The 12,676-nt window shown below is 69.3% G+C and carries 10 protein-coding genes; 2 read left to right on the top strand and 8 right to left on the bottom strand.

The window, feature by feature from the left end; genetic code table 11:
• The first annotated feature begins 26 nt into the window (after positions 1–26).
• On the top strand, positions 27–968 hold the full coding sequence (locus tag JNO44_RS32985; protein WP_205367515.1) for a VOC family protein: 942 nt from the start codon (positions 27–29) through the stop codon (positions 966–968).
• Positions 969–1,070: 102 nt separating this feature from the next.
• Positions 1,071–2,051, top strand: a complete 981-nt coding sequence (locus JNO44_RS32980; protein WP_205367513.1) for a helix-turn-helix transcriptional regulator — start codon at positions 1,071–1,073, stop codon at positions 2,049–2,051.
• A gap of 40 nt (positions 2,052–2,091) precedes the next feature.
• Here JNO44_RS32980 and JNO44_RS32975 read toward each other — a convergent pair whose 3' ends face one another.
• The 8 genes from JNO44_RS32975 to fabF form a co-directional block, all read right to left on the bottom strand.
• Positions 2,092–3,780: an MFS transporter gene (locus JNO44_RS32975; RefSeq protein ID WP_205367511.1), complete on the bottom strand. Its 1,689-nt coding sequence runs from the start codon at positions 3,778–3,780 to the stop codon at positions 2,092–2,094.
• Between the two features lie 493 nt (positions 3,781–4,273).
• Complete coding sequence (locus JNO44_RS32970; protein WP_205367509.1) at positions 4,274–5,767, bottom strand: class I adenylate-forming enzyme family protein; 1,494 nt, start codon at positions 5,765–5,767, stop codon at positions 4,274–4,276.
• On the bottom strand, positions 5,760–6,809 hold the full coding sequence (gene speB / locus JNO44_RS32965; protein WP_240167758.1) for an agmatinase: 1,050 nt from the start codon (positions 6,807–6,809) through the stop codon (positions 5,760–5,762). The genes JNO44_RS32970 and speB overlap by 8 nt, the downstream gene beginning before the upstream one ends.
• A complete protein-coding gene (gene fabI / locus JNO44_RS32960; RefSeq protein ID WP_205367507.1) occupies positions 6,803–7,579 on the bottom strand; it encodes an enoyl-ACP reductase FabI in 777 nt (258 codons plus the stop codon). The genes speB and fabI overlap by 7 nt, the downstream gene beginning before the upstream one ends.
• Positions 7,580–7,799: 220 nt before the next feature.
• Entirely contained in the window at positions 7,800–7,886 is an 87-nt protein-coding gene (locus JNO44_RS45260; RefSeq protein ID WP_205370947.1) for a class III lanthipeptide, read from the bottom strand.
• Positions 7,887–8,102: 216 nt separating this feature from the next.
• Positions 8,103–10,685: a class III lanthionine synthetase LanKC gene (lanKC, locus tag JNO44_RS32950; protein ID WP_205367504.1), complete on the bottom strand. Its 2,583-nt coding sequence runs from the start codon at positions 10,683–10,685 to the stop codon at positions 8,103–8,105.
• The gene (locus tag JNO44_RS32945) at positions 10,685–11,365 is read right to left on the bottom strand and encodes a GNAT family N-acetyltransferase (protein ID WP_205367502.1); all 681 of its coding nucleotides are present in this window, start codon (positions 11,363–11,365) and stop codon (positions 10,685–10,687) included. Before JNO44_RS32945 ends, lanKC begins: the two co-directional genes overlap by 1 nt.
• The gene (fabF, locus tag JNO44_RS32940; protein WP_205367500.1) at positions 11,362–12,642 is read right to left on the bottom strand and encodes a beta-ketoacyl-ACP synthase II; all 1,281 of its coding nucleotides are present in this window, start codon (positions 12,640–12,642) and stop codon (positions 11,362–11,364) included. The genes JNO44_RS32945 and fabF overlap by 4 nt, the downstream gene beginning before the upstream one ends.
• Positions 12,643–12,676 lie beyond the last annotated feature (34 nt).

Here is a 12,676-nt window from a genome sequence, read left to right as displayed (position 1 = left end):
GACCCGCGCGACTCAAGGAGTGCACCATGAGGAACCGCAGTCTGATCACCCACCTGAGGCACATCGATGTCGCCATGCCGAACTTCGCCGAGCAGCGCCGGTTCTACACCGAGTTATGGGGGCTGACGGAGACCGCCGGTGACACCGGCGTCTCGTTCCTGGCGGCCGAAGGCTCCCCGGAACAGTACGTGGTACGGCTGCGCGAGGACGCCCACAAGCGCACCGACCTCATCGCCTTCGGTGCCGCCGGCGCCGACGACATCGACACCCTGACCACACAACTGACCGCGCAGGGCGTGCAGTTGGTTCACGAACCGAAAACGCTGGACACCCCCGGAGGCGGCTACGCGGTGCGCTTCTTCGACAACGAGGGCCGCGTGGTCGAGGTCTCCGCCGACGTCTCAGCCCGCCGGCACCGCACGGTCGAGGCCCGCGAGCCGGTCCCCGTGCGCCTCTCCCATGTGCTGATGAACTCCCCCACACCAAAAGCCACGGTGGCCTGGTACATCACGCACCTGGGGTTCCGCCTCTCGGACACGATGACTCTGGGCGACCGCGGCGAGATCATGTGGTTTCTGCGGTGCAACACCTTCCACCACAGCTTCGGCATCGTGCGCGGGCCGCACGCGGCCTTCCACCACGCCTCCTTCGAGATGCGCGGAATCGACGAGTTCATGCGCGGCACGGGCCGGATGCAGCGCCTGGGCATCGAGCGGCTGTGGGGACCGGGGCGCCACCGCGCCGGTGACAACTCCTTCAGCTACTTCCTCGACCGGGCCGGCAACACCGTCGAATACACCACCGAGCTGGAGATCCTGGACGAGGACACCTGGCACCCTCACCTCTTCGACCTGCGCGATCCCACCAACGCGGACCAGTGGGGCACGGCCGACGAGATGGACGAGTTCATCGCCGCCAAGTCCCACAACGACGTCGACCCGGGGCTGTTCACGGCCCCACCGATGTGAGCGCAGAGCCCGTGAAACCCCTGCGCACCCACCTCGCCGGCAGCTGGCCGCCGGCCGGCCGCCATGGCTGACAATGGACTCCAGGGAGGTGACCCCACCATCATGCCGACGCCGCTGCGCAACCACCTCATCACCAGGTCCCGGAACCCCGTTGACCTGCTCAACGCCGCCACCTGTCTGTTCGGCGGCTCGATCGCCGCATCGCCACTGGACGAGCTGCGCGGCGGCGATCACGAACTGCGCGGCGTGGCTGCACATGACTTCGCGGTCGGCTACTTCGTCTCGCCACTCGATGTGCGCGTCGCCCCGGCCGGGGGCGGTAACCATGGCTCCTACTTCGTCAACGTCGGTGTCTCCGGCGCCATTTCGGCATCGCGTGGTGGATTGCGGGCGACCCTCGACGAGGTGACGGCGGGAATCGCCAACCCCGGAGACACCCAGGAACTGCGACCCCTGCCCGGCCGCAGGACGCGGTTCCTGGGCCTGCGGATCGATGCTGCCTTGGTTCATCAGGAATTCGCGGCGCTGACTGGGCATCTGCCGGTGTCCGCTGTGCGCTTCGATTTCGCCCTCGATTTGGCCAACTCCAAGGGGCAGGTGGTGCGGTTGCTGCTCTGTTCCCTCCTGGAGCTGTTGGACTCGCAGGACCCTCTGTTCCAGCGCGTAGAGTTGCAGCGCAGCCAGTTACGTTGTCTGGTCACCGCGCTTCTGCTGGCTCAGCCGCACTCGCATACCGGCGATTTGCGCGACGGTCCGCAACTGGCTTTTCCGCGCGCGTTGCGGGCAGCTCTCGCGTTCATCGAGGCGAATCTCGCCGAGCGCATCAGCCTTGGCGACATCGCCAAGGCTGCAGGTTGCAGCCCGCGGACCCTCAGTTCGGCATTCCGTAGTCGGCTCGGCCTTTCGCCCATGTCCTACGTCCGTAACCTGAGGTTGGACCGGATCCGTGAGGACATTCTCGCCTCCACGGACCCCGTCGGCACGATCGCTTACCGGTGGGGTGTCTGGCACCTTGGCCGCTTCGCCGGCGAGTACCGCGCCCGCTTCGCCGAACTGCCCTCCGACACCGCAGCCCGCAGATAACCCGACCTCCCCTTCCTCTCCCTGTCCCCTTTGTGGTGGGTTATGACTTTTTTTGGCGTGGCCAGATGGTGTAGGACCAGGACCAGAGGGTGTCGATGATCCAGATGGTGAGCCAGACGCGGCCGATCCAGAGCATGGGTCCGCGGTGTTCGTCGGGTACGGCACCATTGGTGATTTTCCATACCAGCCAGTTGGCTTTGAGGGCCCACAGGACGACGTTGGCCACGAGGAATGCGGCGGTGTGGATTAACCAGTCGCGTCGTTCTTTGCGGGCGTGTTCTTGTGGTGTGAGGGTCGGCTTCTGTGACGCCGTTTCTGGTTCCTGCTTCCCCAGGTCCACCATGGGCTTGCGCTCCTGTTCTTCTTCTTTTTCTTTGTGATTGTTTTCGATGGTGAGGGTGTCGGTGGGTGTGTGTGCCGAGTTGCTGGTGTCCGGCAGGATTCCGGGTGTGCTGGGGGGTTGGGCTCCGGCGGTTCTTGTCTGTTTGGGCAGTGCCAGGGTGCGGATTGCGTAGGGCACCGTGATGGCTCCGAGTATGGCGGCGCCGGCTGCCAGGGAGCAGGCTGCGAACCATCCCAGTTCTTGGTAGGCCACGCCCATCAGGCCGGGCCCGGCGACGACGCCGCAGAGTCGTGCGCTTTCGTAGAGGCCCATTCCGCGGCCGATGCGTTCGCGGTCGACGGCGGCGACGGTGGCTTGTTCCACGGGGAGTTGTGCGGCGAAGCAGGCGGCGGCCACGGCCCATAGAGCAGCGATTGCCACGGGGGTGGCTGTTAGGCCCAGTCCGAGGGCGAACAGCGCGCTGGCGGCGAAGGAGATGACCATGGTCGGGGTGCGGCCCAGTCGGTCGGTGACGCGATGAGCGTGTTGCGGCAAGAGGATGAAGACCACGAAACCGGGTGCGAAGACCATGGCGATTTCGCTGGGGGAGAGCCCTAGGTCTCCTTGTAGGCGGAGTAGGAGGAGCATCCATAGGCCGGCTTCGCCCGTGGACGTCACTGCCGAGACCACCATCAGGGGCAGCAACCGCATCCGTGCCGTGCCGGGCCGGCGCACACCACCGCCCCTGCCCTCGACGCCGTCGTTGTCGGTGCTCGTTGCCGCACTCGGTGCCCCGACGCCGGCCCCGGTTCCGGCCCCGGTTCCGGCCCCGGTTGTGGTGTGTGGGGTGCCGGAGTTTGTGAGGAGCGCGAGTGCAGCTCCTGTGCAGGCTGCGCAGCCCAGCCAGAACAGAACGGGATAGCCGCCGCGCTCCAGTAGGGAGAATGCCACCAGGTAGCCGACGAAGGCGCCTTGTCCTTCTGCTGAGAGGAGTTTGCCGTAGGCGCTGGTGTGGTTTTCGGTCCGTTGCCCGGTCCAGGAACGTAGGCCGACCCAGAACAGCGCGCCGCCGGCTCCGCCTACGGCGGAGGCGGCGAAAGCCAGAGGCAGGGTGTGGGCCATGGCGTATCCCGCGAACGACACGGCGTACAGCAGTGCACCTGCCGCGGCTACCCGCCGCTGGTCGAAGCGGTCGGAAAGTTCCCCTGCCAAGGGGCGTACGAGCAGGGACAGTACTGCTTCGACGGCGATCAGTGCGCCGACCACCGATGCGCCTGCTCTGAGTGTGGAGCCGGCCCATAGCGGTAGCAGGAAGTCGAGTACTTCTGCGGGGGCGCTGGCGAACATGGCGGCCGATAACACCCGCCGTCCTGCTGGGTCGTTGAGCGTGTCTGTGGGGCCGCTCATGCCTGGATCGCCTTCTGCCGCGTGGTCGGCCGGCCTGGGAAGGGGGCGCGGGTGTTCCGGTGGGGTGTGTTGCCTTGCCTGGCGGAAGTGTTGGCGATGGGGCTCATGTTGCTTCCCTGCTGTAGCTCTGGCGTACCGTGCGTTGCGTCAATGTCGGGCTGGGGCGGGTGGCGAGACATGCCGTGGCTCAGGGTGCCGGGCTTGTCTCGTGGCCGTCCGCCCGAGGCTGTAGACGCATTCCGTGCACCACCAGTTGAGGGGCTTGGCGTAATGTCCGGCACTGTTCGGTGTCGGACTGGTAGCCGGTGGCGGGGGGACGGGCCAGATGCGTTGTGCGCCGGGAATCGAGTGTGGTGGGAGTCGGTGACGCCGCGCGGCCGCTCTTGTGTGGTGTGGCCGGATTTCGTCATCGCAGAGCTGGCCTTGCGAGGGGCGTGAGAGGGCCGGTCTGTGCGGATGGTGGTCCGTGGGAGGGCTGGTCTGCATGGGTCGGTTATCGGGCGGGGATGTCCAGGAGTCGGCGCAGTGCGCCGGTGTCGACCTTGCCGTTGGCGCTTAAGGGGAGGTGTTGGACGACGTGGACGACGTTGGGTTGTTCGTATTCGGCCAGGTGCGGGGCGATCAGGCTGCGCCAGTGCCGGGGTTCGCCGCCGGTGGGGTCTTCGATGACGAAGTGGAGGGTGCAGCCGCGGCGGGCGTCGTCGACGGCGAGGACTTCGACCTGCTGGCCGCAGCCCTCCGCTTTGCGGGCCAGTCCTTCGGGGTAGAGGGTGAAGCCCAGTCGGTGTACTGCCTGGTTGCGGCCGATGACGTGGACGGTGCCGTCGGCGTCCATGCGGCCCAGGTCCGCCGTGGGGTACCAGGCATCGCGCTCTACGGGCAGTACTGTGGCGTCTGCGCCTAGGTAGCCTTCCATCAGGCCGGGTGAGCGTACCTGGATCTCGCCGGTTGCGCCGGGCGGGAGCGGCTGGCCGTTTGTTCCTACGATGCGCAGGTCGATGCCGGGTAGTGGGCGTCCGCATCCTCGTGGGGAGTCGGGGGTGGCCAGGGCGACGTTGCCGAGTTCGGAGAGTCCGTAGCCGTCCAGCAGGGGCAGTTTCATGGTGGCCAGGAACGAGGCGGCCAGTGGTTGGGGCAGGGGTGCTCCGCCCACTCCCCATACGCGTACTTGGGACAGACCTGCACGTAGTTCGGGCCGGCGTCGCAGCAGGCCCAGGAGGGCGTGGTAGGTGGACGGTGCGGCGTCCACCGCTGTCGCGCCCGCGCGGGCGGCCCGCGCGGCGGCGAGGTCCAGGCGTTGGTAGGGCGTGACGGCCAGCGTGCACCCGGCGACCCACCACAGCAGGATCACCGAGAGCCCGTACTGGTGGGAGAAGGGCAGCAGCGGGGCGAGCACGTCGTCGTCGCGGTATCCCATGGCTTGGATCGTGCGCACGGTGTTGTCGCGCACGGCCCGGCCGGACTTGACGATCCCCTTGGGGCGCCCGGTGGTGCCCGACGACCACAGCACCACGGCGTCCTCCCGGTCGAACCAGGCACTGAGATCGACCGCCCCCGCGCCGTCCCGGGGACCCGCGCCGTCCCGGGGGGCCGGCTCCTGTGCGTTGGTGTCTGCCGTGTCGGGGAAGTGCAGTACGCGGTGGGCGGGCAGGTAGTCGACGCCACCGCTCTCGCACAGTAGCCAGCGGGCCTGGGAGCGTTCGGTGGCGTCTTGGCCTTCGGCGGCGGACTGGCGGTGGTCGACGGGGACCAGCGAGGCGCCCAGGTGCATCAGGGCGAGCAGTGCGATGACGTAGTCGGCGGAGTTGTCGCCCTTGACCACTATGCGGTCGCCGGGTCGGATGCCGCGGTCGGTGAACACCTTGGCGGCGCGGTGGACGCGGCGAGCCAGTGTGTCGCTGGTGAGGGTGTTCGTGCCGTCGGTGAGCCGGGTCGTGGTTCGAGTGAGGGGTCGGGCGGGCGCGAGGTCGGAGGTGAGGTCAGGCATGTGCTTCTCCGGTGGTGCCCGGGTGTGGTGGGAGGGGGCGTTCGAGCAGGGGTGTGCGAGGGTCCCAGCTGGTGCCGTCGGTGGCGTCGCGGCGGCGGCGGGCGATGCCGGCGAGCGCTTCGAGCACGACGCGGTTGCCGAGGTAGGCGGTGATTTCGCTGTGGTCGTATGGCGGGGAGACCTCGACGACCTCCACGCCCAGGACCGGTGTTTCGTAGGCGACGCGGCGGACGGCGTCGAGGAGTTGTCGGGAGGTCAGGCCGCCGGGTTCGGGGGTTCCGGTTCCGGGGGCGTGGCCGGGGTCGACGACGTCGACGTCGACGGAGAGGAACACTCCCTCGCAGTCGTCTTGGGCGAGGGCGAGGGCTTCGTCCAGGCAGGCGTCGAGTCCGCGGGAGGTGACCTCGCTCATCTCGTAGGAGCGCATGCCCTGGTCCGCCATCCAGGCCAGCGTCTCGGGTTCGGGGTAGTAGCCGCGCAGCCCGATCTGCAGGAAGCGGTCCCCGCGTACGGCGCCGCATTCGATGAGTTGACGCATGGGTTTGCCGTGTCCGTAGAGCGGGCCGTCTTCGATGTCGCCGGTGTCGGCGTGGGCATCGAAGTGGACCACTGCCACACGTCCGAAGCCGTGGTGGCTGGCGACGGCCCGCATGTCGGGCAGGGCGATGGTGTGGTCGCCGCCCAGGATGACGGGGATGGCTCCCAGCGCGGTGACCCTGCGGACTGCGCCTTCGATCCGGCGGATGCTGCGGGCGAGGTCGCCGGGTTGGCAGGGGACGTCGCCCGCGTCGTAGACGCGCAGTTCGGTCAGCGGGTCCACGCCGAGTGCGAGGCTGCGGCGGATGCCGTTGTGCGGGAGGTAGCAGGACTGTCGGATCGCGGCCGGGCCGAAGCGGGTTCCGGGCCGGTGTGAGGTCCCGCAGTCCAGCGGCGCGCCCAGGATCACCACGTCGGGGTTTTCCTGGGGCTGTTGGAGGTCGAGGGGTTCGACGCCGAGGAAGGTGATGTCCGGGCCGTAGTAGGAGCCGAGGTTGTTCAGCATGGGCTTCCCATCATGTGATGCCCGCCGTCCACGTGCACGATCTCGCCGGTGGTGGCGGGGAACCAGTCGGACATCAAGGCCAGGCAGGCGCGGGCTGTGGGGGTCGCGTCGCTCGGGTCCCAACCCAGGGGTGCGGTGGAGGCCCACTGCTGTTCGAAGCCGGTTCCGTCGCCGCCGATCGCTCGTGCGGCGATGGTGCGCACCGGTCCTGCGGCGACGAGGTTGACCCGTATGCCTTCGGGGCCCAGATCGCGGGCGAGGTAGCGGCTGCACGCCTCCAGGCCGGCCTTGGCCACGCCCATCCAGTCGTAGCCGGGCCAGGCTCGTGAGGCGTCGAAGTCCAGGCCGACGAGGGAGGATCCGCGGCGCAGCAGGGGCCGGCAGGCCCTTGCCAGGGCCGGCAGAGAGTAGGTGGAGGTGTGCAGGGTCGATGCCACGTCGGGCCATGGGGCGGTGAGAAAGCCGCCGTCGAGGCAGGTGGCGGGGGCGTGGGCGACGGCGTGCAGGATCCCGTCGATCCCGTCGAGGTGTTCGCCCACCCGTTCGGCGAGCGAGGCGAGGTGGCGCTCGTCGGTGACGTCCAGTTCCACGACGGGCGCCTCGTGGGGAAGGCGCTGGGCCAGACGCTGGACCAAGGTGGGTCGGGCGTATGCGGTGAGCACGATGCGCGCGCCCTGTTCCTGTGCGAGCCGGGCCGCGCAGTACGCGATCGAGCTCTGGCTGATCACGCCGGTGATCAGCACTTTCTTGCCCTGGAGCAAACCGCTCACCGGGTTCCTCTCCCTCCGGTCGGGGCCAGGCCGTGTTCGCACAGGCCCCTCCTGTCCTTCGGCGCCCGGCACGCACGCACGCCCGCTCGCCGCCCGGGCGCGGGCGGTCTGCGACGTGTGCGCAGACGCATGTGCAGGTGTGTGTGCAGATGTGTGTGCAGGCGAAGCGGGGCCCGGTGCCTGCTCGGGGCAGGCACCGGACCCCCGTTTATTTCCAGCGTCAGCAGTTGGTGCTGGCGGTGCTGAGCAGCAGCTCAGCCTCCTCGGCGGGAACCTGGAGACCCTGCAGGTCCAGAACGTTCGTCATGGTGTTTCCTCCTCTCCTGAACTCGTCATGTGTGGCGGTAACAGTCGGGGCGTCAGCAGTTGGTGCTGGCGGTGCTGAGGAGCAGCTCGGCCTCCTCGGCGGGAACCTGGAGACCCTGCAGGTCCAGAACGTTCGTCATGGTGTTTCCTCCTCTCGTGGTCTTGCGGGTGTTGGTGTACCGGTCGGTCTGAAGCCGGCCGGAGCTTGGGGGACGGGTCAGGGGCGCAGAAAGGGCAGGAATGCGCGGCGCCCGTCCAACGCCGCGGCGAGCGCGAGCAGGATGCCGGCGTTGCCCGTTGCCAGGTCCATCGAGAGCCTTCTGAGCTGCTCCCCGGGGAAGGCGACGTGCCCGCGGTAGGACATGGCGTGCCAGTGGAGGCTCACCAGGTGGCCCTCCACCGCCGCATCCGGGGCCTTCCCGGGGCGATGCCGGTCCAGGGCGGTGAGCGTCGCGAGCAGTCCGGCCCTGCCGTTGAACAGGTTCGGCTCCAGGACGAACTCCGGTACGGCGGCCCGGCGCAGGGCGGTCATGGCGTGTGCGAGCCGGTCGTCGTTGCGGTGCGCCAGGACTTCGTCGGCGACCAGCGCGATGCCCGCGCTGCCCACTTCGAGGTAGGGCAACAGCCGGTATCCGCCGTCCACTTGGAGGGTTTGGTCCGGCCCGGTGCGGCACAGGTCGAGGTCGCGGTGGAGTGCGGCGAGGGCGAGGTCGAGGTGGCTGCGCTCAGCGGTGTGCTGGTACAGGCGCAGGAAGAACAGTGCCGGCCCGCTCCAGCCGCGCAGCAGTCCTGCGCGGGCGCCGCGGTCGGTCCCGCGCAGGATACCGGGGGCGGTGCCCGCGCGGATCGCCTCGGCGATGCCTTCCGCCAGCTCCAGGGCCTGGTCGCGGTAGCTGCCCTGGTTGGTGCGGGCGGCGAAGTGCAGCAGGTTCAGTCCGACGCCGGACGCGCCCGCGAACAGGCTCACATCGCGCACCGCGGACAGTCCGGGCCGGCAGTCGGCCAGCAGGCGCGTGGCGCTGTCGCGGTACCCGAACTCCTCCAGGACGTGGGCGATTCCGTGCAGCCCGTCGTAGAACCCCGGCCGGTGCACCGACCTTCGTTCCACGGCGCGCACCAGCCACTGCTCCAGCTCCACGTAGCGGCCGGCGCCGGTGTGGTGCAGTGCCCACAACACGCCCGCCGCTCCGTAGGCGAGGTTGAGGCCGTCGAGGAAGAACTGCCGGATGTCACCGGGGAAGAGCCGGTCGCTCCGCTCGGGTGTGGCACTGAGCACGATCGCCTGGGCCATCGACGCGCGCACCTTGTCCCAGTCGGGCGCTTGGGCGTCCAGCAGGGCCGGGCCTGTTGCGCGCAGGGCGTCGGGCACTTTGGTGAGCGCCTCCGGTGCGGGCTGCAGTTCGCATCGGAGGGCGTCGAGGGTTCCCGCAGGCAGAGCGAACCGCCTCTCGGCGACCTCGATGTGGCCGAGGACCCGTTCGGGGTCCAGTTCGGACAATACGGTCAGGGGGAAGAGCAGCCACAGTCGCAGCGCGGCGAGGGCATGGCGGTCCAGTGCCAGGCCGGTCTTGCCCCGGCCGGTGAAACCGGGGTGGCCCAGGCCGAGCCGTTGCGCCTGCTCGATGGGGACGGCCAGTTCGAAGTCGACCAGCGAGACCTCGTCGTGATCGTCGACGAGCACGTTGCCGGGGTGCAGGTCGCCGAAGACCATGCCGCGTTGGTGGATCGCGGTGACGATGCGTTCGATCCGGTCGGCCAGTGCCAGGGCCCGGCGGGCGTAGCGTGCCAGGTCCTCCTCGGTCGCGTCCGCTCTGGTCAGCGGGTAGTTGCGGGCGAACCAGGACTGCAGGGTGTCGCCCGGCATGCGTTCCACGGCGAGGAAGTGGTGCTCCCAGACCAGGTGGTGGCCATACAGCCGGGGCACGCCGGGGATGTCGGCGAGCTGCTGCAGGGCGCGGCGCTCCCGCTCCAGGCGGGCCAGGGCATCGGTGCCGCGCCCGTCGAGGCCGGCGTGCGGTCGCGCCTCCTTGAGGACGACGTGCCTGCCGTCGGTGTGGCGGGCGGTGTAGACGCCTCCGCCGTTGGAGAAGTGCAGGGCCTGCTCGATGCGGTAGGGGAAGTCGGCATCGGCGCCGGCGGACTGACGGGCTGTGAGCTGGGGGGCGAGGAAGTCCGGCAGCCGGACCCAGTCGGGCAGTTCGAACACCGGGCGCCGCCGGTCGGGCACCAGTACCCCGTCGGGCCGCTCGATCGCCGGCACGGTGGCGCCGTCGTCGTCGGTGCAGTACCGCATGACGAAGCCGCCGTAGCGTACGTGCAGCGGGCCGTTGCCCCACCGCAGATCGGTGAGGATGTAGGGGCCGGGTTCGCCCTCCAGCGCAGGGGCCAGTTCGGTGAGGGTGTCGTGCAGTTCGTTCTCGTTCGACGGGTAGATCGTCACGATCTTTCCGCTCGCCGAACGGGGCGCGTACTTCAGGCTGTGCGTGGTCACCACGTTGCGGCTGCGCAGGAACTTGAAGGGGATGCCCTTGCCGAGGCAGTACGCGAAGGCGACGTCCACGAGGCGGCCTGCGTTGTCGGGCAGACCGGAGATGTGGATTTTCCATCCCTGCTGCGGCATGACGTGGCCCTGCGGCGTGTAGACCGTCCACACGTCCCGGTCGTGGCGCTCCCAGCCCTGGGGGGCGGGGGCGTGGGCTTGGGGGAAGACGGTGTCGTCCTGCGTGGCGGCACCGTTGCCGGTGTCGTAGAAGACGGCGTCGGCCAGGCAGTACGCCTCGGCCGGCGGCCTGGAGTTCATCACCGTTCTTCCTCCCCGTCGGCCAGTTCTTCCAGCAGGAGTTGGATGGAGGTCTCGGCACCCGGGCGTTTCAAGTGGTCGCGCAGGACTGCTCGGGCGGCGGCCTTGTCGGACTCGGGGATCTGGTCGGGGTGGACGAAGTGGGGCGATTGCCGGGAGAGGATGTCGACGGCCTCGTAGTACTCGTGGCGCAGCAGTGACCACATGGCGGCGTGGTGGTGCCGGCCGTCGAGGTAGAGGTAGTCGCGCAGGATGCCTTCGAGGACGAAGCCTGCCCGGGTGACCAGTCGGATGACGGGCTTGTTGAACAGGCCGGTGGTGAACTGCACCCGGTGTGCGTTGCGGCCGTGGAAGAGATGGTCCAGCAGGAGGTCGAACGCCTCGGCGCCCATGCCCCGGTGCCACATGGCCGGGTCCCCGATGGCTCCGCCGATGGTGTAGCTGCCGGGGGTGCCGCTTTGGCGGTAGTTGACCGTGCCCACGGTCTGGCCGTCGCAGTCCCGGACCGCGAACTGGCGGATCTGGCCGGTGGTGTTGTGTTTCTTCAGTTCCTCGGGGGAGAGGAACTCGTTGGTGTCGACGGACAGGACGGCCGTCAGTGAGGCGGGGCCGAGCCAGTCCGCGATGAGTTCGAAGTCGGCGTCGGTGGGCCGGTCCAAGGTGACCAGTCTGCCCTTCATTGTTCCCCCTCCATCGGGTTGTGCTGGTGCGCGGTGCCCGGCCACTCGCGGACCACGAGGACGGCGTTGTGGCCGCCGAAGCCGAACGAATTGCTCATGGCCGCCCGGGTGCGGTGCGGCCGTGCCCGGTGCGGTACGAAGTCCAGTTCCCGGTCCTCGGGGTCGTCGCAGTTGAGGGTCGGGGGCACCAGGCCGGTGCGGATCGTCTGCACGGTGGCGATCAGTTCGACCGCTCCGGCGGCGCCGATCATGTGCCCGGTCATCGATTTCACCGAGCTGATGGGCGTGGTCAAGGCGTGGGGCCCGAACACCTCACGGATCGCCGCGCTCTCGATGCGGTCGTTCAGTGGGGTGCTGGTGCCGTGCGCGCAGATGTAGTCGATGTCCTGCGGGCGCAGTGCGGCGTCGGCCAGGGCGTCGCGCATCGCCTGCTGGGCGGCCAGACCCTGGGGGTGCGGCCGGGTCGCGTGGTAGAGGTCGGTGGTGACCCCGTATCCCGCCAGCTCGGCCAGGATCGTGGCGCCGCGCCGCTCGGCGTGCTCGGCGGACTCCAGGACGACCACTCCCGCGCCGGCCCCCATGACGAATCCGTCGCGGGCCCGGTCGAAGGGGCGGCTGGCCGCGGCCGGGTCGCACCTCCGGGACAGCGCCCCGACGTTTGCGGTGGCCGCCAGGTCGAGCGGGTTGACGGCGTCGTCGGAGCCGCCTGCCACGACCACGTCGGCGTAGCCGTGCCGGATCAGCCGCAGTGCGTCGCCGATGGCGGTGGCCCCCGAGGCGCAGGCGGCGACCGTCGAGCCGGAGGGGCCACGGGCGCCGATGCGGACGGCGATCTCGGCGGCCCCGCTGTCCGCCCCGCCGCCCGAGGCCAGGTAGGGGGTCATCGCACGGCGGCCGTCGCGCGCCAGGTCCAGGACGGCGGACTGGATCAACTGGCCCGGACCGTAACCCGATCCCAGGAGGACCGCCGTGCGGGGGGCGAGTTCCTCGCTCACCTCGAGCCCGGCCTCCTGCAGTGCCTCCAGCGCGGCGGCCAGCGCGAACTGCGCGAAGCGGTCAAGGCGTCGGGCCGTGCGGTTGGGCATGTAGTCCCGGGGCTCGAAGTCGGTGATCTCGCCGGCCAGTTGGGTCGGCAGATCACTCACGTCGTAGCGCGAGATGCGGCGGATACCGCTGCGCCCCTGGGACAGTGCGGCCCAAAAGTCGCGGACGGTGTGCCCGATGGGGGAGATCACTCCGGATCCGGTGACCACTACACGGCGGTCGGCGTGCTGCATGTGCCTGGACACCTTCGAGCACTCCTCTCTGGGC

This window comes from Streptomyces noursei (assembly GCF_016917755.1).
Taxonomy (GTDB): domain Bacteria; phylum Actinomycetota; class Actinomycetes; order Streptomycetales; family Streptomycetaceae; genus Streptomyces; species Streptomyces yunnanensis.
This window is presented reverse-complemented; position numbering and strand designations above follow the sequence as displayed.

Coding starts and splice junctions, on each gene's coding strand:
- lanKC (WP_205367504.1), bottom strand. CDS start 10,685: ATGAACTCCAGGCCGCCGGCCGAGGCGTACTGCCTGGCCGACGCCGTC.
- JNO44_RS45260 (WP_205370947.1), bottom strand. CDS start 7,886: ATGACGAACGTTCTGGACCTGCAGGGTCTCCAGGTTCCCGCCGAGGAG.
- JNO44_RS32970 (WP_205367509.1), bottom strand. CDS start 5,767: ATGCCTGACCTCACCTCCGACCTCGCGCCCGCCCGACCCCTCACTCGA.
- JNO44_RS32980 (WP_205367513.1), top strand. CDS start 1,071: ATGCCGACGCCGCTGCGCAACCACCTCATCACCAGGTCCCGGAACCCC.
- JNO44_RS32975 (WP_205367511.1), bottom strand. CDS start 3,780: ATGAGCGGCCCCACAGACACGCTCAACGACCCAGCAGGACGGCGGGTG.
- speB (WP_240167758.1), bottom strand. CDS start 6,809: ATGCTGAACAACCTCGGCTCCTACTACGGCCCGGACATCACCTTCCTC.
- JNO44_RS32985 (WP_205367515.1), top strand. CDS start 27: ATGAGGAACCGCAGTCTGATCACCCACCTGAGGCACATCGATGTCGCC.
- JNO44_RS32945 (WP_205367502.1), bottom strand. CDS start 11,365: ATGAAGGGCAGACTGGTCACCTTGGACCGGCCCACCGACGCCGACTTC.
- fabF (WP_205367500.1), bottom strand. CDS start 12,642: ATGCAGCACGCCGACCGCCGTGTAGTGGTCACCGGATCCGGAGTGATC.